General features: G+C 73.4%; 18 protein-coding genes. 9 read left to right on the top strand and 9 right to left on the bottom strand.

Features of this window, described 5'->3' with window-relative positions; translation table 11 throughout:
• Positions 1-16 precede the first annotated feature (16 nt).
• Positions 17-2149, bottom strand: a complete 2133-nt coding sequence (locus tag ACFOYX_RS09925; protein WP_322441536.1) for a transglycosylase domain-containing protein — start codon at positions 2147-2149, stop codon at positions 17-19.
• 133 nt (positions 2150-2282) lie between these two features.
• On the opposite strand from ACFOYX_RS09925, the gene cobC reads away from it, so the two are divergent.
• From cobC to cobA, 3 genes are read left to right on the top strand one after another with little or no spacing between them, the layout of a single operon-like run.
• The gene (gene cobC / locus ACFOYX_RS09920; RefSeq protein WP_322441535.1) at positions 2283-3368 is read left to right on the top strand and encodes an Rv2231c family pyridoxal phosphate-dependent protein CobC; all 1086 of its coding nucleotides are present in this window, start codon (positions 2283-2285) and stop codon (positions 3366-3368) included.
• Positions 3368-4444: a nicotinate-nucleotide--dimethylbenzimidazole phosphoribosyltransferase gene (gene cobT, locus ACFOYX_RS09915; RefSeq protein WP_322441597.1), complete on the top strand. Its 1077-nt coding sequence runs from the start codon at positions 3368-3370 to the stop codon at positions 4442-4444. The genes cobC and cobT overlap by 1 nt, the downstream gene beginning before the upstream one ends.
• A complete protein-coding gene (gene cobA, locus ACFOYX_RS09910) occupies positions 4441-5766 on the top strand; it encodes a uroporphyrinogen-III C-methyltransferase (protein ID WP_322441534.1) in 1326 nt (441 codons plus the stop codon). Before cobT ends, cobA begins: the two co-directional genes overlap by 4 nt.
• A 213-nt stretch (positions 5767-5979) precedes the next feature.
• Here cobA and otsB read toward each other — a convergent pair whose 3' ends face one another.
• Together otsB and ACFOYX_RS09900 are read right to left on the bottom strand one after the other, a co-directional pair.
• Complete coding sequence (gene otsB, locus ACFOYX_RS09905) at positions 5980-8541, bottom strand: trehalose-phosphatase (RefSeq protein ID WP_322441596.1); 2562 nt, start codon at positions 8539-8541, stop codon at positions 5980-5982.
• A 35-nt stretch (positions 8542-8576) separates the two neighbouring features.
• Positions 8577-9977 carry a trehalose-6-phosphate synthase gene (locus ACFOYX_RS09900; protein ID WP_109800915.1) on the bottom strand — a complete coding sequence of 467 codons (1401 nt, stop codon included), beginning with the start codon at positions 9975-9977 and terminating at the stop codon, positions 8577-8579.
• Positions 9978-10297: 320 nt separating this feature from the next.
• On the opposite strand from ACFOYX_RS09900, the gene ettA reads away from it, so the two are divergent.
• From ettA to ACFOYX_RS09880, 4 genes are all read left to right on the top strand, one after another.
• A complete protein-coding gene (gene ettA / locus ACFOYX_RS09895; RefSeq protein ID WP_109800914.1) occupies positions 10298-11974 on the top strand; it encodes an energy-dependent translational throttle protein EttA in 1677 nt (558 codons plus the stop codon).
• A complete protein-coding gene (locus ACFOYX_RS09890) occupies positions 11967-12413 on the top strand; it encodes a thioesterase family protein (protein ID WP_109800913.1) in 447 nt (148 codons plus the stop codon). The genes ettA and ACFOYX_RS09890 overlap by 8 nt, the downstream gene beginning before the upstream one ends.
• Positions 12410-13084, top strand: a complete 675-nt coding sequence (locus tag ACFOYX_RS09885) for a hypothetical protein (protein ID WP_322441533.1) — start codon at positions 12410-12412, stop codon at positions 13082-13084. Before ACFOYX_RS09890 ends, ACFOYX_RS09885 begins: the two co-directional genes overlap by 4 nt.
• 131 nt (positions 13085-13215) lie before the next feature.
• Positions 13216-13800 carry a YbjN domain-containing protein gene (locus tag ACFOYX_RS09880; RefSeq protein ID WP_109800911.1) on the top strand — a complete coding sequence of 195 codons (585 nt, stop codon included), beginning with the start codon at positions 13216-13218 and terminating at the stop codon, positions 13798-13800.
• 51 nt (positions 13801-13851) lie between these two features.
• Here the strand turns inward: ACFOYX_RS09880 and ACFOYX_RS09875 are convergent, their stop codons facing one another.
• The 3 genes from ACFOYX_RS09875 to ACFOYX_RS09865 all read right to left on the bottom strand — a co-directional run bounded on the left by ACFOYX_RS09875 (position 13852) and on the right by ACFOYX_RS09865 (position 17032).
• Entirely contained in the window at positions 13852-14241 is a 390-nt protein-coding gene (locus tag ACFOYX_RS09875; protein WP_322441595.1) for a globin, read from the bottom strand.
• 106 nt (positions 14242-14347) lie between these two features.
• The gene (locus ACFOYX_RS09870; RefSeq protein WP_322441532.1) at positions 14348-15730 is read right to left on the bottom strand and encodes an MFS transporter; all 1383 of its coding nucleotides are present in this window, start codon (positions 15728-15730) and stop codon (positions 14348-14350) included.
• A 246-nt stretch (positions 15731-15976) separates the two neighbouring features.
• Complete coding sequence (locus tag ACFOYX_RS09865) at positions 15977-17032, bottom strand: mechanosensitive ion channel family protein (RefSeq protein ID WP_322441594.1); 1056 nt, start codon at positions 17030-17032, stop codon at positions 15977-15979.
• Positions 17033-17349: 317 nt separating this feature from the next.
• Here ACFOYX_RS09865 and ACFOYX_RS09860 point away from each other — a divergent pair, with 317 nt between their 5' ends.
• Entirely contained in the window at positions 17350-17886 is a 537-nt protein-coding gene (locus ACFOYX_RS09860; RefSeq protein ID WP_089015966.1) for an HNH endonuclease, read from the top strand.
• A gap of 7 nt (positions 17887-17893) precedes the next feature.
• Here ACFOYX_RS09860 and ACFOYX_RS09855 read toward each other — a convergent pair whose 3' ends face one another.
• The 3 genes from ACFOYX_RS09855 to ACFOYX_RS09845 all read right to left on the bottom strand — a co-directional run bounded on the left by ACFOYX_RS09855 (position 17894) and on the right by ACFOYX_RS09845 (position 20041).
• Positions 17894-18754 carry a class F sortase gene (locus ACFOYX_RS09855; protein WP_377533902.1) on the bottom strand — a complete coding sequence of 287 codons (861 nt, stop codon included), beginning with the start codon at positions 18752-18754 and terminating at the stop codon, positions 17894-17896.
• A gap of 204 nt (positions 18755-18958) precedes the next feature.
• Positions 18959-19468 (bottom strand): hypothetical protein, encoded by a 510-nt coding sequence (locus ACFOYX_RS09850; RefSeq protein WP_109800908.1) that lies wholly within the window; start codon positions 19466-19468, stop codon positions 18959-18961.
• Positions 19469-19570: 102 nt separating this feature from the next.
• Positions 19571-20041: an Lrp/AsnC family transcriptional regulator gene (locus tag ACFOYX_RS09845; RefSeq protein WP_109800907.1), complete on the bottom strand. Its 471-nt coding sequence runs from the start codon at positions 20039-20041 to the stop codon at positions 19571-19573.
• A gap of 144 nt (positions 20042-20185) precedes the next feature.
• Here ACFOYX_RS09845 and ACFOYX_RS09840 point away from each other — a divergent pair, with 144 nt between their 5' ends.
• The gene (locus ACFOYX_RS09840) at positions 20186-21088 is read left to right on the top strand and encodes a tryptophan 2,3-dioxygenase (protein ID WP_238453838.1); all 903 of its coding nucleotides are present in this window, start codon (positions 20186-20188) and stop codon (positions 21086-21088) included.
• The last annotated feature ends 3 nt before the right edge of the window (positions 21089-21091 follow it).

Here is a 21091-nt window from a genome sequence, read left to right as displayed (position 1 = left end):
GTGGTCGGCGGCGCGGTCAGCCGACGATCTGGTCGGACGGCGGGGTGAACTGGCGGGTGGGCTGGCCCTTGAGCGCGTCGCGCAGGGTCTCGGCCACCGCGCCGATCGGGACCTGGGACATGCCGTCACCCACCGCGTTGAACGGGTTGTCCGGGTCGGCGATGAAGCTCGCCGCCGCCAGCTCCGGGGTGTACCCGACGAACCAGGCGGACCGGGTGCTGTCCGTGGTACCCGTCTTGCCGGCCACCGGGCGGCCCACCGTGCCCCGGACGCTGTCGGCGGTCGACCAGCCGCCGCAGCTGCCCTTCGCCGGGGTGTCGCCGGTCGGGCAGCGGGCCGCGTCGGTGGCGGCCCGGGCCGCGTCCGCGCTGACCACCTGCCGGCAGCGCGGCTTGGCGACCTCCCGCTGCACCCCGCCGATGGTGGTGTACATGGCCGGCGTCCCGTCCCGGTTCAGGATCGAGTTCACCGGGATCGCCTCGCAGTACCGGCCGTCGGCGGCGATCGCGGCGTACGCGTTCGCCATCTCCAGCGGGGTGGCGTCGGAGACGCCCAGGGTGAACGCGCCCCACTTGGACGCGCGGTCCGGCGCGGCGTGCTCTCGGTCGACGTCGGTCCGCCAGCGCAGCCCGAGCTGCTCGGCGAGGCGGACGCCCTTCTCCGCGCCGATCTGCTCCTCCATCCACACCCAGTACGTGTTCACCGACTTGCCGAAGGCGGACCACATGGTCTGCTGCCCGGTCATCGCGCCGCTGGCGTTCGTCGGCTGCCAGTCGTTGTAGACACGCGACCTGTACCGGTACGGGGCGTTGAACTCGGTGGACAGCGTCTTGCCCGAGTTGAGCGCGGCCAGCATCGGGAACATCTTGAACGTCGACCCGGCCTGGTAGCCCGGGAGGCTGCCGCCGCCGAGCAGCGGGGCGACCGTGTTCGGGTAGTTCGCCTTGGTCTTCGGGCCGGCCTCCGGGTTGGAGCTGGGCCCGTTCTCGCTCAGGTCCAGGGAGTAGTTCCGATTCACCGCCATCGCCTTGATCCGGCCGGTGCCCGGCTCGGCGACCACGATGCCGTTGGCGAACGGGCTGCCGGTGCCGTCCTTGGCCCCGACGTTCTTCTCGGCCGCGTCCTGGACCTTCGGGTCGATGGCCAGCACGATCCGATATCCGCCGCGGCGCAGCTTGTCCATCCGTTCCAGCCGGTTCTCGCCGAACGCCGGCTGGGTGCTCCACCAGTTCTTCAGGTAGTCGCAGTAGAAGCCCCAGCTGGTGCGCTTTTCGTCGATCGAGGCGCAGTCGTTCGGCGGGTTGGTGAGCTTCAGCTGGATCGGCTGGGACTTCGCCGCCGCCGCCGCGTCCGGGGAGAGGTAGCCGAGCTGGGCCATCCGGTCCAGCACATAGTTGCGCCGCCCGGTGGCGTCCTTCTGGTCCGAGGTGATCGGGTCGTACTCGGAGGGGGACTTGACCAGGCCGGCCAGGGTGGCCGCCTCGACCGGGGTGAGGGTGGCCGGGGTCTTGGAGAAGAAGATCTGCGCGGCCGCGTAGATTCCGTACGCCCGGTGGCCGAAGTAGGCCGAGTTGAGGTAGCGCTCCAGGATCTGCTCCTTGCTCAGCTCCTTCTCGACGTCCAGCGCCATCCGCATCTCCTTGACCTTGCGCAGGCTGGTCTGCTGGGTGGCCTCCTGGACCTCCTTCGGCGTGCTGGCGCTGTCCCGCAGTGCCATCCGGACGTACTGCATGGTGAGCGTGGAGGCGCCCTGGGAGACGCCGCCGGAGCGGGCGTTGGACACGAAGGCGCGGGCCACGCCCTTCGGGTCGACGCCGTGGTGCTGGTAGAAGCGGTTGTCCTCGGCGGCGACGATCGCCTGCAGGATGTTCGGCGACATGTCCGAGAGCTTCGTGTACTGGCGGTATTCCTCGTAGAACATCGTCAGCACGGTCTTGCCGTCCGGCGCGTACAGGTACGACGTCTCGGCGGGCAGCGCGGTCTTCAGGATGCTCGTCTTCTGCTCCACTGCGTGCGCGGTGGCCTTGGCGCCGATGCCGGTGACGGCGGCCAACGGGTACGCCGCGGCGGCGACCACGATGCCGGCGATCAGCCCGGCGCGGAGGAGGGGAATGGCACGACCAGCGGAGGCAAGGGGTCGGTTGCTCACATGGTCAAGCTATGACATTTCCGATTCGGAAATGAGAAGAATTCATAAACGGGCGAGCGGGTGGAGGGGTGGTGACGCGGCCCACGCCGGGATCCGCTGTCCCGCACGGCAGCTTCCCGGCAGGATCGCGGACATGCGTGGTCAGCTGATCGGAACGCCGCCGGACACCGGGACCGAGCCCGACCTCGGGCACCACGGGGACGCCGAGGCGACCCCGGGCCTGGTCGACCTCGCGGTCAACGTCCGCCGGGCCCCGATGCCCGACTGGCTCGCCGACCCGGTGATCGCCGCCCTCGGCGACCTCGCCGCCTACCCCGACCCGGCGCCCGCCCGCGCGGCCGTCGCCGCCCGGCACGGGCGTCCCCCGGAAGAGGTACTCCTCACCGCCGGCGCCGCCGAGGCCTTCGTGCTGATCGCCCGGGCGCTGCGCGACGTCCGGCGGCCGGTGGTGGTGCACCCGCAGTTCACCGAGCCGGAAGCCGCGCTGCGGGCCGCCGGCCACGCCGTCGAACGGGTCCTGCTCGACCCGGCGGACGGCTTCCGGCTCGACCCGGCCCGGGTGCCCGCCGACGCCGACCTGGTCATGGTCGGCAATCCGACCAATCCCACCTCCGTGCTGCACCCCGCGGAGGCGCTGGCCGCCCTGGCCCGCCCGGGCCGGGTGCTGGTGGTCGACGAGGCCTTCGCCGACACCACGCTCGCCCCCGGCGTCGACGGCGAGCCGGAGTCCCTCGCGGCCCGCCGCGACCTGCCCGGCCTGCTCGTGGTGCGCAGCCTGACCAAGACCTGGGGGCTGGCCGGCCTGCGGATCGGCTACCTGCTCGGGGAGGCCGGGATGCTCGCTCGCCTGGCCGCCGCCCAGCCGCTCTGGGCGGTCTCCACCCCGGCGCTCGCCGCCGCCACCGCCTGCGCGTCGCCGACCGCGGTCGCGGCCGAGCGCGCCATCGCCGCGCGGCTCGCCGCCGACCGCGACCACCTGGTGGCCCGCCTGTCCGGCCTGCCCGGCGTACGCGTCGCGGGCCACCCGGCCAGCGCCTTCGTGCTGATCCACCGGCCCGGTGCCGACCGTTTCCGCGAACGCCTGCGCGAGCGCGGTTGGGCGGTCCGCCGGGGCGACAGCTTCCCGGGGCTCGGCCCGGACTGGCTGCGGATCGCGGTGCGCGACCCGGCCACCAGCGACGCGTTCACCGAGGTACTGGCGGAGATCCTGGAGGCATGATGTTGGAGTCCACGGTCGCGGCGATCGGGCCGCTCGACGAGGCGGCGATGGTGGCCGCCCGCGACCTCCAGGGCCGGCTGACCAAGCCCGCCGGCTCGCTCGGCGCCCTGGAACCCCTGTCGGTACGCCTCGCCGGGCTGGCCGGGAGCTGCCCGCCGCCGCTGCCGGAGCCGGCCGCGGTGGCGATCTTCGCGGGCGACCACGGGGTGCACGCCCAGGGGGTCACCCCCTGGCCGCAGGAGGTCACCGCCCAGATGATCGGCAACTTCCTGGCCGGCGGGGCGGTGGTGAACGCGTTCGCCCGGCAGGCCGGCGCCTCGGTGACCGTGGTGGACGTCGGCGTCGCCACCCCGCTGCCGGTGGACCCGGTCGAGGGCACCGGCCCGGCCGGGCCCCGGCTGGTGGCCGCGAACGTCCGGCCGGGCACCCGGGACATGACGGTCGGCGCCGCCCTCACCCGGGACGAGGCGCGGGCGGCGGTGGAGACCGGCATCCGGGTCGCCGGCGAGCTGGTCGACGCCGGGGCGGGCATCCTGCTGACCGGGGACATGGGCATCGGCAACACCACGCCGGCCGCCGCGCTGATCGCCGCCTTCGCCGGGGTCGACCCGGCGGCGGCGACCGGTCGCGGGACCGGGGTGGACGACGAGACGTACCGGCGGAAGGTCGACGTGGTGCGCGCCGCACTCGACCGGCACGCGCCCGACCCGACCGACCCGCTGGGCGTGCTGGCCGCGGTGGGTGGGCTGGAGCACGCGGCGCTGGCCGGGCTGATCCTGGGCGCCGCCGCCCGCCGGGTCCCGGTGCTGCTGGACGGCGTGATCGCGGTCAGCGCCGCGCTCGCCGCCGCCGCGTTCGCGCCGGACGCGGTCGGGGCGATGGTCGCCGGGCACCGCTCCGCCGAGCCGGGGGCCACCGCCGCGCTGCGGTACCTGGGCCTCGACCCGCTGATCGACCTCGGGCTGCGCCTCGGCGAGGGGACCGGCGCGCTGCTCGCGCTGCCGGTCGTCACCGGCGCGGTCCGGGTGCTGCACGAGGTGGCCACCTTCGACTCGGCCGGGGTGGCCGAGAAGTGACGGGAAACCCGTACCCCCTCGGCCTGCGGCTCGCCGGGCGGCGCGTGGTCGTGGTGGGCGGGGGAGCGGTGGCCACCCGGCGGGTGCCCGCCCTGCTCGACGCCGGCGCGGACGTCCTGGTGGTCTCGCCGGAGCTGACCCCGGCGCTGCGCGCCCACCTGGACGCGGGCCGGCTGCGCTGGGAGCCGCGCCGGTTCGTCCCGGCCGACCTGGACGGCGCGTGGCTGGTCCAGGCCGCCGTCGACGACCGGGCGGCCGCCGCCGCGGTCAGCGCCGCCGCCGCCGAACGCCGGATCTTCTGCGTACGCGCCGACGACCGCGCCGCCGCCACCGCGTGGACCCCGGCGGTGACCCGGCACGGCCCGGTCACCGTCGCCGTGCTCGGCGGCGGCGACCCGCATCGCGCGATGACCGTCCGCGACGCGGTCCGTGACCTGCTCAACGCCCGCACCGGCCGGGCGGCGGCCGGCGGCACCACGGCGGGGCCGGCGGGGAGCCCGGAGGGCGTGTCGGCCGCGGCCGGCCCGGAGGCGGCCCCGGGTCCGGCCGGGCGGGGTCCGGCGGCGGCCGGGTCGACGCGGGGCGGGGGTGCCCCGGGCCGGGTGGCACTGGTGGGCGCCGGGCCGGGGGATCCGGAGCTGATCACCGTGAAGGGGTGGCGGCTGCTCACCGAGGCGGACGTGGTGGTCGCCGACCGTCTCGTGCCTGGGCTGCTCCTCGACGAGCTGCGCCCCGACGTCGAGCTGGTGGACGCCTCCAAGATCCCCTACGGCCCGTCCCGGGCCCAGGAGGAGATCAACCGGATCCTGGTCTGCCGGGCCCTGGCCGGAAAGGCCGTGGTCCGGCTGAAGGGTGGCGACCCGTACGTCTTCGGCCGCGGCGGCGAGGAGCTGCTGGCCTGCGCCGAGGCGGGCGTGCCGGTGACGGTGGTGCCGGGGGTGACCAGCGCGATCGCCGTGCCGGCGGTGGCCGGCGTCCCGGTCACCCACCGGGCGGTGGCGCACGAGTTCACCGTGGTCTCCGGGCACGTCGCGCCGGATTCGCCGGCCTCGCTGGTCCGCTGGGAGTCCCTCGCCGGGCTGCGCGGCACCCTGGTGATCCTGATGGGCCTCAAGAACCTGGCCGCCATCAGCGCGACGCTTGTCGCGCACGGCCGCCCGGCGGAGACCCCGGCCGCGGTGGTGCAGGAGGGGACCACCGGCGGTCAGCGGCTGCTGCGGTCGACACTCGGCGCGGTGGCACAGGACGTCGTCGCCGCCGGACTGCGGCCGCCGGCCGTGGTCGTCGTCGGCGACGTGGTCGACGCCCTGACGTCCGGCTGATCCGCTACCCGCCGGCCGGTGCCCGCCGCCCGGCCCCGGACCGGTTGGCTCGCGCCCTTTGCTCTGCTGCAGCCCACGCAACACGCGGGTGCCCTCAGTGTTGCCTCCGCTGCAGCAGAGCAAAGGCGGCGCTGCGGCCACTGTGGCCCGTCGGGGCGCGACGGACAGCACGACGGCGGCGGACCGGGGTCCGCCGCCGTCGTCACCGTCCGGTCACTGCTTGAGCATGTTGTCCAGCAGCAAAGCGCAGCGGATCAGGCCCAGGTGGCTGTACGCCTGCGGGTGGTTGCCCAGGCCGCGCTCGGCGAGCGGGTCGTACTGCTCGGGCAGCAGTCCGGTCGGGCCCGCGGTGTCCACCATCTGGATGAACAGCTCCTCGGCGTCGGTGCGCCGACCGGTGCGCAGGTACGCCTCGATCAGCCACGCCGTGCAGATGTGGAAGCCGCCCTCCCGGCCGGGCAGGCCGTCGTCCCAGTGGTACCGGTAGACGACCGGCCCGCTGCGCAGGTCCGCCTCGATCTTCAGCACGGTCGACAGGAAGCGCGGGTCGTCGCCGGGGAGCAGCCCGGACAGGCCGATCCAGAGCGACGAGGCATCCATCTCGTCGTGCCCGTACGCGACGCTGTACGCCTCGGCCTCGTCGTGCCAGCCGTACTCCACCACGTTCGAGCCGATCCGGTCGCGCAGCTCCACCCACTCCGGCCGGTCCTCGTGGCCGTGCTGCCGCACCACGTGCAGCGCCCGGTCGACGGTCATCCAGCACATCACCTTGGAGAAGATGTGGTGCCGTGGCGGGAGGCGGGCCTCCCAGATGCCGTGGTCGGGCTCGTGCCAGCGGCGGCGGACCGCCTCGACCATGTTCTCCAGCACCCGCCACTCGTCGTCGCGGACCGAGCCCCGGGCGTCGGCCACCGCGGCGATCAGGTCGGCGACCGGGCCGAAGACGTCGAGCTGGAGCTGGTGGTTGGCGAGGTTGCCGACCCGGACCGGCCGGGAGCCGGCGTACCCGGGCAGGGTGTCGATGACCGCCTCGGCACCCAGCTCGTACCCGTCGACGGTGTAGAGCGGGTGCAGCCGCTCGGGGTGCCCGCCGGTGCGCTCGATCACACCGTCGATCCAGCGCAGCAGCCCCTCGGCCTCCTCGGTCGAGCCGAGGTCGACCAGCGCCCGGGCGGTCAACGCCGCGTCCCGCAGCCAGCAGTAGCGGTAGTCCCAGTTGCGGACCCCGCCCAGTTCCTCGGGCAGCGACGTGGTCGCCGCGGCCAGGATCGAGCCGGTCGCCTCGTGGCAGAGCCCGCGGAGGGTGAGCGCGCTGCGGGCGACCAGGTCCCGAGCGGTGCCGGGCAGCCGCAGCCCGGCCACCCAGTCCTTCCAGGGCTGCTCCGCGGCGGCCTGCCGCTCATGGATCGGCACCCGGTGGTGCTCCAGGCTGTGCGTGCCGAAGCGCAGCTCCAGCACCACCTGGCCCCCGGTGGCGGAGAGGTCCACCATCGCCTTCGCGCTCTCGTTCACGCCGTCGCTGGTGACCTCCCACTCCACGCCCGGGGCGTAGAGCGCGACGGGCTCGTTCGAGCCGAGCACGAGCAGACCGTCGTCGATCGGCTGCAACTGCACCGCCACCTGCCCGAACTCGGGCCGGGGTGCGAAGTCGATCCGGGCCCGGCCGGTGCCGGTGAGCACCCGGACCAGCGTCGAGTCGCCGGTGACGATCGCCGGGCCGTCCGGGGTGGTCTCCGTCGCCGGCAGGTCCAGCCAGTCGGTCACGGTCAGCCCGGACCAGCGGGTCTCCACCGTCATGGTGCCGCTGCGGTAGCGCTGCCCGAGCGGGATGCCGCCGCGCTGCGGGGCGATGCTGAAGTGCCCGGCCGGGCTGCCGCCGACCAGGTCGGCGAAGATCGCCGCCGAGTCCGGCTTGGGGTGGCAGAGCCAGCTCACCTTGGCGTCGGGGGTGAGCAGCGCGACCGTTCGGCCGTTGGCCAGCATCGAGTGCCGCTCGATCGGGACCGCCCGCTCACCGAAGAGCCAGTGCCGCCGGGTCTCCAGCAGCAGGCCCAGCGCCCGGGCCGCCTCGATGGGCTCCGCGACCCGGTAGTCGGCGCGGGTGTCACCCGGGCCGATCTTGATGCCGACGTCCGGCCCGTGCAGGTTGCCGAAGGCGTTCTCGTCGGTGACGTCGTCGCCGATGAACAGCACCGCGCTCGCCGAGAGTTGGGTGCGGAGCTGGTCGACCGCGGTGCCCTTGTGGGTGGCCACCACCGACAGCTCGATGACCTCCTTGCCCTGGGTCACCGTCACCTCGTCCCAGGTGGCGGGGCCGCTGCGGACCGCCTCGATGGCGGCGGCGGCGATCTGCGGGTCGACCCCGCGGGTGTGCACCGCGACGCTGGCGGGCTTGCGCTCCAGCCGCACGCCGGGGTGGTCCGCGGCGACCTGGCGCAGCGCGTCGCGCAGCCGGGTGCGTACGGCGATCAGCTCGGGGGAGAGCCGCTCGACGAAGCCGATGTCGAACTCGGAGCCGTGGCTGCCGATCAGGTGCACCTCGCTGGGCAGCCGGGAGAGCGCGGCGAGGTCGCGCAGCGCGCGGCCGGAGACCACCGCGACGGTGGTCTGCGGCAGCGAGGCCAGCGCGCGGACCGCGGCCACCGACTCCGGCAGCGGTACGGCCTTGGTCGGGTCCTCGACGATCGGCGCCAGGGTGCCGTCGTAGTCGCAGGCGATCAGGAGCTGGGGGACCCGGGCGATCCGGCCGATGGCGGCGCGCAGCTCGGGATCCATCACACCGCCGTGCGGGGTGGCGGGTGCGGGGGCGTTCACGCGGCCTCCGTATCGGGCACGCCGAGTTCGGTCAGGAAGGATTTGGCCCAGTGCCCCACGTCGTGGGTGCGCAGGTGGCGTTGCATCACCCGGATCCGGCGTCGGGCCTCGGGTTTCTCGACGTGCACGGCGCGCAGCAGCGCGTCCTTGACCGCGTCGGGGTCGTGCGGGTTGCAGAGGAAGGCCTGGCGCAGCTCGGTGGCGGCGCCGGCGAATTCACTGAGCACGAGCGCGCCGCCCTGGTCGGCGCGCGATGCGACGTACTCCTTGGCCACCAGATTCATTCCGTCTCGCAGCGGGGTCACCATCATCACGTCTGCCGCGACGTACATCGCGGCCAGTTCGGAGCGACTGTACGACTGATGCAAATAGTGCACCGCCGGCACCCCGACCCGTCCGAATTCGCCATTAATCCGACCAACTTCGCGTTCCACCTTGACGCGAAGTGCCTGGTAGTGCTCCACCCGCTCCCGGCTCGGGGTGGCGACCTGCACCATAACCGCGTCCGGGACTGTCAATTTTCCGTCAGCCAGGAGTTCACGGAAGGCCTTCAGCCGGAGCTCGATGCCCTTGGTGTAGTCGAGCCGGTCGACCCCCAGGATGATCGTCTTCGGGTTGCCCAGCTCCTCGCGGATCTGCTTGGCCCGGGCCTGGATCGCCGGATCCTCGGCCAGCCGCTCCATCTCCCGGGTGTCGATGGAGATCGGGAAGGCGCCGGCCTTCACCTGCCGGCCGTCGACCTGGATCATCTGCCCTTCGTAGCGCAGGCCGAGCAGGTGCCGGGCCAGCCGGACGAAGTTCTGCGCGGCCAGCCGCTGCTGGAAGCCGACCAGGTCGGCGCCGAGCAGGCCGCGCAGGATCTCGGTCCGGAACGGCATCTGCATGAACAGCTCGATCGGCGGGAACGGGATGTGCAGGAAGAAGCCGATCTTCAGGTCCGGCCGCAGCTCGCGGAGCATCGCCGGGACCAGTTGCAGCTGGTAGTCCTGCACCCAGACCGTCGCGCCCTCGGCCGCCACGTCCGCCGCGGCCTCCGCGAACCGGGCGTTGACCAGTCGGTACGCCTCGCGCCACCGGCGCTTGTAGGCGGGGGTCTCCACCGCGTCGTGGTAGAGCGGCCAGATCGTCGCGTTGGACTGGCCCTCGTAGTAGCGCTCCAACTCCTCGGCGCTCAGCGGCACCGGGTGCAGCCGGATCCCCTCCAGGTCGAACGGCTCGGGCGCGGCGCCGGTGCCGCCGGCCCAGCCGACCCACGTGCCCTGGTGTTCGGCGAGCACGGGGTGCAGCGCGGTGACCAGCCCACCCGGACTTCGTCGCCACTGCCGTCCCTCGGGTGTGCTCACCTCGTCGACCGGCAGTCGGTTCGCCACTACGACAAAGGAGCTACGGACGGTCACGATCGGCCACCTCCGGGTGCTGACGGGTCCACCGCGATGAGCGTACTGAGCGTAGCTGCGGCCTCTGATGCCCCGTGCCGGAGTTCCCTACCCGTCCCACGCGGGCTCAACCCGGTCCGTGATCTTGTCGACATCGGCTGGACCGGACGGGGCACGGCGTACTCCCCTGGCGGGGTGATGTGGGCGAAGCGGGCCGTACCTGTCAGGATTGACGTCGGCGTGCGCGCGGCCGGCCCCCGGCCGGCGGCGGCGGGCGGAGGTCGCAGCCCGCGCCCGCGCCGCCCATCAGCCGACAGCAACCGACGGAGGTAGCCCGCACCGTGGCCCAGTTCATCTACGTCCTGGAAAAGGCGCGCAAGGCGCACGGCGACAAGGTCGTGCTCGACAACGTGACGCTGAACTTCCTGCCGGGGGCCAAGATCGGTGTGGTCGGTCCGAACGGCGCCGGTAAGTCCAGCCTTCTCAAGATCATGGCAGGCTCGGACCAGCCGAGCAACGGCGAGGCCCGGCTCATGCCCGGCTACACCGTCGGCATGCTCGCCCAGGAGCCGCCGCTCAACGACACCAAGACCGTCCTCGGCAACATCGAGGAGGCGGTCGCGGAGACCAAGGCCAAGCTGGAGCGGTTCAACTCCATCGCCGAGCAGATGGCCACCGACTACTCCGACGAGCTGATGGAGGAGATGGGCAAGCTCCAGGAGGAGCTGGACCACGCCGACGCCTGGGACATCGACTCCAAGCTCGAGCTGGCCATGGACGCCCTGCGCTGCCCGCCGCCGGACGCCGACGTCACCCAGCTCTCCGGTGGTGAGCGCCGCCGGGTCGCGCTCTGCAAGCTGCTGCTGGAGGCGCCCGACCTGCTGCTGCTCGACGAGCCCACCAACCACCTGGACGCGGAGAGCGTCTCCTGGCTGGAGCAGCACCTGGCCAAGTACGCCGGCACCGTCATGGCGATCACCCACGACCGGTACTTCCTCGACAACGTGGCCAACTGGATCCTCGAGCTGGACCGCGGCCGCACCTACCCGTACGAGGGCAACTACTCCACCTACCTGGAGAAGAAGGCGGCCCGGCTGTCGGTCGAGGGCCGCCGCGACGCCAAGATGAAGAAGCGGCTCACCGAGGAGCTGGAGTGGGTCCGCTCCAACGCCAAGGCCCGCCAGACCAAGTCCAAGGCCCGGCTCGACCGGTACGAGGAGATGGCCACCGAGGCGGAGAAGACCCGCAAGCTGGACTTCGAGGAGATCCAGATCCCGCCGGGTCCGCGGCTGGGCAGCACGGTCATCGAGGCGCGCGACCTGACCAAGGCCTTCGGCGACCGGGTGCTGATCGACGACCTCAGCTTCTCGCTGCCGCGCAACGGCATCGTCGGCGTGATCGGCCCGAACGGCGTCGGCAAGACGACCCTGTTCAAGACCATCGTCGGGCTGGAGCAGCCCACCGACGGCACGGTCCGGGTCGGCGACACCGTCTCGCTGTCGTACGTCGACCAGAGCCGGGCCGGCCTGGCCGGTGACAAGACGGTCTGGGAGACGGTCTCCGACGGGCTGGACCACCTCATGGTGGGCAAGGTCGAGATGCCGTCGCGGGCGTACATCGCCGCGTTCGGGTTCAAGGGGCCGGACCAGCAGAAGCCGACCAAGGTGCTCTCCGGCGGCGAGCGCAACCGGCTCAACCTGGCGCTGACCCTGAAGATCGGCGGCAACGTCATCCTGCTCGACGAGCCGACCAACGACCTGGACGTGGAGACCCTCTCCAGCCTGGAGAACGCGCTGCTGGAGTTCCCCGGCTGCGCCGTGGTCATCTCCCACGACCGGATGTTCCTGGACCGGGTCGCCACGCACATCCTGGCCTGGGAGGGCGACGACCAGAACCCGGCCAAGTGGTTCTGGTTCGAGGGCAACTTCGACGCGTACGAGAAGAACAAGATCGACCGGCTCGGCGCCGAGGCCGCTCGTCCGCACCGGGTGACCTACCGCAAGCTCACCCGTGACTGACCGGTTCGTCTACCACTGCGCGCTGCGGTGGTCCGATCTCGACGCGTACGGCCACGTCAACAACTCGCGCTTCCTCACGCTGTACGAGGAGGCGCGGGTGGCGTTGATGTTCGCCGGCGGCCGGGCGTGGGGCGTGGGCTCGTTCGCCGACGGGGTGGTCATCCGTCGGCACGAGGTCGACTACCTGCGCCCGGTCGACTACGCGCTCGGCCGGGCCACCGCGGAGGCGGCCCCGAGCGTGCGGATCGAGCTGTGGATCTCCGAGATCCGGGCCGCCTCGTTCACCGTCGCCTACGAGCTGTACGACGGCGACGTGCTGGCCAGCCGGGCCCGCTCGGTGCTCGTCCCGTTCGACCTGGCCGCACAGCGGCCCCGGCGGATCAGCCCGGAGGAGCGGGCCTTCCTGCTCCGCTACGCGCCCGCGGCGGGAGCCGCATGACGGGGCCGGTCGAGACCGGCGGGCACGGGCTGGAGGGCGTGGCCGACGCGGGCGCCTTCCTGGCCCGGCTGGTCCGGCTGGACCCGGCCACCGTGGTCCGGCTCCGCCCGGTGCCCGGCACGGGTCGGACCGCCCTCTGGGCCCGGCTGCCGTGGGGTGTGCTCGTGGTCCGCACCGTCGGTGGGGTCGCCCCCGGCGACGTCACCGTCGCGGCGGCCGAGCTGCTGGCCGAGCTGGAGGCCGGCGGCGGGGCGCTGCCGCGCCGCCGGGACGACCAGTGGCGGTGGCCGCTGCCCCCGGCGGCCAGCCGGCCGGTGGAGGCGCTGCCGGCCGAGGAGCTGCGCCGGATCGCCACGGCGGCGGCCGGGGCCCTGCGCGAGGCGGCCACCCACGGCGTGGGTGGCCGCGCGGTCGGTCAGCGGGCGCTGCGGGACGCCCTGCTCGACCACGTCGCGGTGGTGGTCACCCCCGACGACTCCCCGGGCACCCAGGTCGAGGTGCCGCAGCGGTTGGTGCAGGGGCTGGTCCGGATGGGCTTCCTCGGCCCGGGCGACGTGCAGGTACGCCTCGCAGGCCGTTGGGTCGGACTGGTCGGACCGTACGGAGCGGCATGGTCGCCGAAGGTTGCCGGGCTCAGCTTGACGCCGAGAGCCGCTCATCCGAACGGATGACCAGGGGTCATTCTTCCGGGCTGGGGCGGCCGTTGGGGGGATGCCTCAACCCGGCTGTCCGGGTACCGTCCATCCTCGGATCCAACGCACCGTAGGCGACTGGATCCGCTGGGGAGTGAGGTGCGCGAGCGATGCCGTGGTGGTCATGGCGCCCAGGTCCCGCCGGTGGCGGCGATCCGGAAACTCGAAGCGGGATCACAGTGGATGACACCGTCCGGGTCGGACCACCGGCCCCCCGACAGCCGGGGGACGACGCCCCGGCCGCCGAACGACCGGCGGTCGCGGAGATGCCGGCGACGATCGCCCCGGTCACCCTCAAGCGGGTCTGCGACGCGCTCGACCTGCTCGACGTGCGTTACCTGGCCGACGGCGACGGCAACCTGCTGGCCATGTGGGAACGGCACGCGGTGCTGGTGACCCTGGAGGGGCCGGAGGACGAGATCCTGGTGATGCGGGCCCGTCCACACGCGACCGTGCCGCCGGACTGGGCGGACCGGGCCTACCGGGTGGTCAACGAGTGGAACCACACCCGCCGGTTCTGCAAGGCGTACATCGGCGACCCGACCGAGCGCGGTCAGCTGCCGATCTACGCCGAGCTGCAGGTGCCGCTCGGCGCCGGGACGCACGACGCGCTGCTGGTCGAGATGCTCGACTGCGGCGCGGCGGTCGCCACCACCTTCGTGGACTGGCTGCACGACGAGGGCGCCCTGCTCTGACCGCGCCGGCCGGGGCCACCGGCCCCGGCTGTGCCGCGCGGTCGTCCGCCGTCAGGCCTCGCCGGCCGGGTCCTCGGGCACGTTGACCATGAAGTACGCGGCCCGCTCCAGGTAGTCCCAGAGCGCACCCGCCATCTCCGGCGGCAGGTCCAGCCGGTCGACAGCGCGCCGCATGTGGTGCAGCCAGGCGTCCCGCTCCGCCGCGCCGATCCGGAACGGCGCGTGCCGCATCCGCAGCCGCGGGTGGCCGCGCTGCGCCGAGTACGTCTTCGGGCCGCCCCAGTACTGCATCAGGAAGAGGGCGAACCGGTCGGCGGCGGGGCCGAGGTCCTCCTCCGGGTACATCGGCCGCAGCAGGGGGTCGGTCGCGACGCCGGCATAGAACTCGTCCACCAGCTTGCGGAAGGTGGGTTCGCCGCCGACCGCCTCGAAGAGGGTCATCGAGGTGCCGGGCCGGTCGGATTCGCCTGCGGAAGTCACCGTTCCATCCTGCCAGGTGCCGTGGCGGGACGGCGGGGCCCGTCGCCCGGCGGGCGGGTGGCTCAGGTCACCGGGAGACTGCGCCGACCCCGCTCGCCCGGCCGTCGCCGACCGTCCCGGTCGCCTGCGCCGGCGTCGGTGGCCGCCGCGCGTGCGGGACCGTCCCGGGGGCGTCCGGCCGGCCGGCGGCCTCGACGGCGGCGTCCACCGCCTCCCGGCTCGGCCACGCCAGCGCCGCCGCGAGCATCAGCACCACGCCGGCGGCGCTCCACGTGCCCACCACCGCCGGGATGGGGAACCGCTCGGCGAGCAACCCGGTGGTCAGCACCGCGACGCCCTGGATGATCTGGATCCCGCTGGCCATCACCCCGAAGGCCCGGGCGCGGTAGCCGTCAGGCAGGGCCCGCACGAAGAGCCCGTTGGCCACCGGCAGCAGGCCGGCGACGGCGAAGCCGCAGGCGGCGGCGAGGACCGCCACCACCGCCGGCGGCGGGTCGAGCAGCGCCGGGACCAGTGCCGCCGGGGCGAGGACCGCCAGCGGCCGCATCAGCGTGAGGCGGCGGGCGGGGGAGAAGGCCCGGCCGACCAGCAGCCCGCCGAGGATGAAGCCCACCGGGTTGGCGGCCATGATGACGGCCTGCGCGACGCCCGTGTCGAGTTCGCCGCCGGCCCGGTCGGCGGCCCAGGCCGCGGCGAGGCCCTCCGGCACGATGGAGAAGAGCATCGCGCTGAACACCAGTACGGCGATGGCCCGCAGTACCGGTCGGCCGAAGACGATCTGGAAGCCCTGCGCGGTCTCCCGGAGCAGGTGGCTGCGGTGCGCGGCGGTCATCGCGGGCGGCCGGTCCCGGAGGCCGAACCGGACCAGGAGGGCCGAGGCGCCGAAGGTGGCCGCGTTGATCAGCAGCGCGGCGGTCGGATTGACCGTGGCGATAGCCGCGCCGAGCAGGTACCCGACCACCTGGGCGGCCTGACCGGTGCTGGCGTTGATCGAGAGGCCCACCACCACACGGTCGCCGGTGAGGATCAGCGGCATGAGGGCGGACCGGGCGGCCTGACTCGGCGGGTTGGCCAGGGTGGTCCCGAAGAGCAGGGCGAGGATCAGCCACGGCGGGTTGCCGGGAATGGCCACCAGCACCATCAACGCCATCCGGACCAGGTCGCAGGTCACCATGACCTGCCGGTAGCGGTGCCGTTCGGCGAGCGTGGCGAGCAGCGGACCGCCGACCAGCCAGGGCAGGTAGCTCACCGCGAAGGCGGCGGCGGAGAGCGCCACCGACTGGGTCTCCCGGTAGACCAGGACGGTGACCGCGGCCTTGGCGATGTAGTCGCCGATCCAGGACAGCGCGCTGGCCGTGAACACGGCCCGGTATTCGACCTGGGCGAACACTTCACGGAAGGTGGCTGGGCCCTCCCGGGCGGGTCGCTCGTCGGACACCGTCGCCTCCATCGTTCCCCAAGATTGGCCACTCGTGATGACCTGCCCGGGAACCGTCGTCAGATCTACGGATCAGCGAGGACACGAGCACGCCCCCTTGGGAGCGTGTTGCACCGGATTCTGCCCGATCGTCTGACAACTGGCTAGGGTGAACGGATTGATCGTCGCATCTCCGACTGAACGAACGGACGATACCCGAGGGGCCGCGCGGTCCGCGACCCCCGGCTCGTCCGGACCGTCGAGAAGGCCCGGTCGGCCTCAGCTCGGGCCGCCCCTACCGGTCTCTCCCCGGCCCGTCTCCCCCCGATCCGGCACCGCGGCCGGCATGGCCGGGTAGAGCCGGGCGGCGGCGATCCGGGCGGTGATGCCGGAGTTCTCCAGCGCCTCGGCGAGCCGGCGGCGCAACTCCCGGCCGACCGCGAACTGCCCGTCCGCGGTCGTCTTGACCACGGTGCGGATCACCGCGCCGTCCACCGTCATCTGCTCGACGCCGAGCACCTCGGGCTCCTCCACGATCTGCGGCGACAGTTCGGGGTCCATCGCCATCGAGGCGGCCGCCGTCCGCAGCACCGCGGTCGCCTGCTCCGTGCCGGCGAAGCCGATCGGCAGGTCGACCACGACCAGCGCCCAGCCCTGGCTCTTGTTGCCGACCCGGACGATCTCGCCGTTGCGGATGTACCAGAGCACCCCCCGCCCGTCCCGCACGGTGGTGACCCGCAGGCCGACCGCCTCCACCACCCCGGTCGCCTCGCCCAGGTCGACGGTGTCACCGACGCCGTACTGGTCCTCGATCAGCATGAACAGGCCGGCGATCAGGTCCTTGACCAGGCTCTGCGCGCCGAAGCCGAGCGCCACGCCGGCGATGCCCGCGCTGGCCAGCAGGGGCGCCAGGTCGAAGCTGAACTCCTTGAGCACCATCAGCAGCGCGATGCCGAAGATGAAGGCGGTGACCAGGCTGCGCAGCACCGAGCCGATCGCCTCGGCCCGCTGCCGCCGCCGCTCCGGCACGAACTGCTCGGGGTCGAGGGTGGCGCTGGGGATCCGTTCCCGCAGCGGCCGGAGCATGGTGGGCACGGCGCCCTCGGTGGTGGTCCGCACCAGCCGGTTGATCGTGCGGTGCACCGCCCAGCGGGCGACGACGGCGAGCAGCAGGATCAGAATGATCCGGATCGGCTTCAAGACGATCCAGTAGCTGCCCTCGGCGAACCACACCGAATCGGTGACCCTCCAGACGGTCTCGCAGAGCCCCTCCTGCAGGCACTCCGGGCTCGGCGTCGCGCCGGGGCTGGGCAGGATGGTCTCGGCGAGGAACATCAGACTCTCGGCACTCACCCTGTCTTCGTACCGCAAGCCTGCTGTGCGGCCGCTGCCGACCCTCCGGACGGTGACCGTGGCGCGGGCCGCGGTCGGCGTGGGCGATCAACCCGGGCGGAACCGGTCATCTTGGCACCGGCCACGGAAGGTGCACCGTGGGTGCCCGGGATTAGTACGTGCAATCCGGGTTCCGATCAGGGACTATTGGCGCAACGGACGTCGGTGATCCGGCCGGCGCCGGTGCGGCTCCCCGCTGCCCGCGGGGCGGGCGCCGGCGCGACAGCGGCGGGAGCAGCTGGACCGGGAGGGTGAGCACGATGCCTGACATACGACCCACGGCGGGCTCCGGCGCGTTGGTCCTCAACGCCACCTACGAGCCGCTGTGTGTCGTGTCGGTGCGTCGAGCCGCGATCCTCGTGCTGTCGGCCAAGGCCGTTTGTGTCGCCGACGGCGACGGCGTCCTGCACAGCGCCCGCAACGCGCTCCCGGTGCCCTCGGTGGTCCGGCTGACCCGCTTCGTCCGGGTGCCGTACCGGACCCACGTCGGGCTCTCCCGCCGGGCGATCTTCGCCCGGGACGGCTGGCGGTGCGCCTACTGCCGGGGGCCGGCGGAGACCATCGACCACGTCTTCCCGCGCAGCCGGGGCGGCCGGCACGCCTGGGAGAACGTGGTCGCCGCCTGCGCGCGCTGCAACCACACCAAGGGCGACAAGACCCCGGCCGAGTTGGGCTGGCGGCTGCACAGCCTGCCGGCGGCCCCGAAGGGGACGGCCTGGCGGGTGCTCGGCCACCGGGCGCCCGACCCGCGCTGGGCGGACTGGCTCGACCTGCGCGAGCCGGAGGCGGCGGCCTGACGCCCGGTCACGGGCCGCGCGCCTTGACCAGGGACGCGTAGACCACCAGGTTGTCGGCGTACCCGGTCTCGCCGCCCACCCAGCGGCCGCCGCAGGTGATCAGGCGCAGGTTGGGGCGGCTGAAGTCGCCGAAGACCTCGTCCACCGGCAGCCGGTCCTTGCCGTACCGCTGCACCCCGGTGACCTCGAAGACGGCCACCGACCGGTCCGCCCGGGTCACCTCGACCCGGTCGCCGTCGTCCAGGCTCTTCAGGCCGTGGAAGACCGCCGGCCCGGTGGTGGTGTCGACGTGCCCGACGATCACCGCCGGGCCGTACTGCCCGGGGGTCGGCCCCTGGTCGTACCAGCCGGCCTCGCCGGACCGCCCGACATCCGGTACGGCGATGCTGCCGTCGGGGGCGATGCCGACCGGGTGCACCGGCGCCCGCAGGTCGAGCTTCTGGATCGCGATGTCGGTCGGCGGGCTGCCCGGCAGCACCGGGAAGTCCTTCGGCGGCGGTCGCAGCCCGGCGAAGAGCCGCTCGGGCAGCACACTGACACCGGTCACCCGCTCGACGCCGAGCATCGCCACGATCAGCACCATCAGGGTGCCGATCACCAACACCGGGGCGCCGGGCCCGTTCCGGGCGGCGTACCGCCAGCGGCCGGCCCCGCCGGGCCGGGTCGGCAACGGACGGCCCTCCGGGTCGGCGGTGGTCACGCTCGCCGTGGAGGCAGCGCCAGCCAAGCGGGCGAACCGGCGGGACGCTCGGACCACCAGCCGCAGCCCACTCCCGAATCCGCCGCCGGCCCGACAGTGGGCCGGGCCGCGTCGGGTCCGGCCGTCGCCGCCGTGCGGCGTGGTGCGGCCGTCCCCGGGTTTCGGCATGGTGCCGCCGCCTCGGCTCCGCGTGGTGCGGCCGTCGCCTGGGATCCGCGTGGTGCGCCCGTCGCCCTGGATCCGGGTGGTGCGGGCAGCGGCTGGGATCCGCGTGGTGCGCCCGTCGCCGTGGATCCGGGTGCTGCCGGCGTCGTCCCGGTCCTGCGGGCGTGGGACGGCTCGGCTACGTGGGCGGGCCATGGCCGCACCTCGTCAGACGCGGGAACCGGTCCTGCGACGGGCGCCGACCCCGGCCGCCACGGCCACCGCGACCAGCCCGCCGACCAGCAGCAGCGAGCCGGTGCCCTGGCCGCCCGCGGTGCCGCCACCGCCGGTGGCCGGGCCCTTGCTCGGCTGGGCCATGTTGAGCACGGTCAGCATCGTCGACGCGGTGTTGCCGTTGGAACAGCGCAGGTCGACCGGGAAGTCACCGGGCTGCTTGTTGCCCGGGATGGTGACCGCCCCGGTGAGGAAGCCGTTGTTCGGACGGAGCATCACCCGCCCGAAGGCGTCCGAGTTCACCTCGGCCTGCCGGTTGTTGGCGTTGTCGCAACCGGCCCGGATGTTCACCCGGGTACCGGCCTGCGCGGGATTCGGTGTGACCTCGACGAAGGTGTTCTCGCCAGCCCGGGCCGGCGAACCGGTGATCAGGACGAACGCCGCGACCAGGCCGAGTACGGTCAGCACGGCCGACAGGGCGCGTTGTGACAGAAGCCCTCGCATGATTCCCCCCTTCCGGTGCGGCGCACCGGAATCCTGCTATCGGGCAGTGCCGCCTGCATTCCCCCTGGCCCCCAGGCAAACCCGCGGCGCCCGGGCCGCGCCTCAGCGGCGGCGGGTGGGCGAGGTGGCGCCGGCGGGCGGCAGCGGGGTGACCGGGTGCCACTCCAGCGGGGTGGAGAGGACCATCGTGCTGGACGGCTGGCCGTACGGGGCGAGGCGGTCGATGACCCCCTCGAACTCGTCGATCGACCCGGCCGCCACCTTGAGCATGCTGCACGCGTCCCCGGTGATCCGGTGGATCTCCAGGATCTCCGGCCAGCCCGCCACCTCGGGGTCGTGCAGGATGCAGCGCGGGCCGTAGCAGGACATCCGGATCAGCGCGACCACGCTGCGGCCGGCCCGGGTCAGGTCGACGTGCGCGTGGTAGCCGGTGATCACGCCGGACTCCTCCAGCCGGCGGACCCGCTCGGCCACCGCCGGCGGCGACAGGTGCACCCGCCGGGACAGCTCGCTGAACGAGAGCCGGGCGTCGGCCTGGAGCTCCCGCAGCAGCGCCCAGTCCATGTCGTCCATGCGTGACCTTTCCTTCGTGAAGCCGGACGCGATTCCGGTTTCGATGCGGCAGGTCCGACCACCGTACCGCCGTTGAACAGGCATTCCATTCGTCGATCCACCCGCGGGATCATGACGCTACCCGGCGTACGGAGGGAGATGACAGTGGAGCAGACGGACCTGCGGGCACCGACGGTGACCGCGGCGGTACGTCCGGTCACCCCGCAGCAGCGGGCGGCCCGGGCGGCGCGCAACGGCGGCGAACCGACGCTGGAGTTCGCCGAGCGGGTGCCCTACGACGCGTACGTGCGGGCGAGCACGCTGCACGGGCTGCAACAGCCGCTCAGCGAGGACCCGGGCGAGATGTCCTTCCTGATGGTCAGCCAGATCATGGAGCTGTACTTCGGGCTGACCTGCCACGAGCTGCGGCACGCCCAGCGGGAGCTGCGGGCGAACCGGATCTGGGACGCGCTGCCGGCGCTGCGCCGCGCCGCCCTGCACCTGGAGGGGCTCAACGCGGCCTGGCAGGGGCTGCGCTGGATGACCCCGGCCGACTTCAACCGGTTCCGCAACCTGCTCGGCGAGGGCTCCGGCTTCCAGTCCGCGATGTACCGGCAGCTGGAGTTCCTGCTCGGCCTCCGCGACCCGGCGCTGATCCGCCCGTTCCGCCGGCAGACCGAGGTGCACGCCGAGCTGACCGCCGCGCTCGCCACGCCGAGCCTCTGGGACGACGTGGTCGCCCTGCTCGCCCGGCGCGGCTTCGACCTCCCCGGCGAGCTGCTGGACCGGGACGTGGCGGTCGAGCACGAGCCGCACCCCGCCGTCGAGGCGGCCTGGGTGCGGATCTACGCCGACGGCGGCCCGGACAACCACCTGCGGCTGCTCGGCGAGGCGCTGACCGAGGTCGCCGAGCGGTTCGGCGACTGGCGCTGGCACCACATCAAGGCGGTGCAGCGCACCATGGGCGCCAAGGTCGGCAGCGGCGGGTCCGCCGGGCTGGCCTGGTTGCAGCGCAGCATGGCCCGGGTGGTCTTCCCGGAGCTGTGGTCGGCCCGGACGGCGATGTGAGCG

Origin of the sequence: Micromonospora sp. GCM10011541 (genome assembly GCF_042650725.1) — a bacterium.
Classification (GTDB): Bacteria; Actinomycetota; Actinomycetes; order Mycobacteriales; family Micromonosporaceae; genus Micromonospora; species Micromonospora sicca.
The sequence above is the reverse complement of the archived record's forward strand: the minus strand, read 5'-3'. Positions and strand labels throughout refer to the sequence as shown.

Bases quoted from the DNA above. Each gene is read 5' to 3' on its own strand.
- cobC (WP_322441535.1), top strand. From the start codon at position 2,283: ATGCGTGGTCAGCTGATCGGAACGCCGCCGGACACCGGGACCGAGCCC.
- cobT (WP_322441597.1), top strand. From the start codon at position 3,368: ATGTTGGAGTCCACGGTCGCGGCGATCGGGCCGCTCGACGAGGCGGCG.
- otsB (WP_322441596.1), bottom strand. From the start codon at position 8,541: ATGGATCCCGAGCTGCGCGCCGCCATCGGCCGGATCGCCCGGGTCCCC.
- ACFOYX_RS09885 (WP_322441533.1), top strand. From the start codon at position 12,410: ATGACGGGGCCGGTCGAGACCGGCGGGCACGGGCTGGAGGGCGTGGCC.
- ACFOYX_RS09880 (WP_109800911.1), top strand. From the start codon at position 13,216: ATGCCGTGGTGGTCATGGCGCCCAGGTCCCGCCGGTGGCGGCGATCCG.
- ACFOYX_RS09875 (WP_322441595.1), bottom strand. From the start codon at position 14,241: ATGACCCTCTTCGAGGCGGTCGGCGGCGAACCCACCTTCCGCAAGCTG.
- ACFOYX_RS09870 (WP_322441532.1), bottom strand. From the start codon at position 15,730: ATGGAGGCGACGGTGTCCGACGAGCGACCCGCCCGGGAGGGCCCAGCC.
- ACFOYX_RS09865 (WP_322441594.1), bottom strand. From the start codon at position 17,032: ATGTTCCTCGCCGAGACCATCCTGCCCAGCCCCGGCGCGACGCCGAGC.
- ACFOYX_RS09860 (WP_089015966.1), top strand. From the start codon at position 17,350: ATGCCTGACATACGACCCACGGCGGGCTCCGGCGCGTTGGTCCTCAAC.
- ACFOYX_RS09855 (WP_377533902.1), bottom strand. From the start codon at position 18,754: ATGCCGAAACCCGGGGACGGCCGCACCACGCCGCACGGCGGCGACGGC.
- ACFOYX_RS09850 (WP_109800908.1), bottom strand. From the start codon at position 19,468: ATGCGAGGGCTTCTGTCACAACGCGCCCTGTCGGCCGTGCTGACCGTA.
- ACFOYX_RS09845 (WP_109800907.1), bottom strand. From the start codon at position 20,041: ATGGACGACATGGACTGGGCGCTGCTGCGGGAGCTCCAGGCCGACGCC.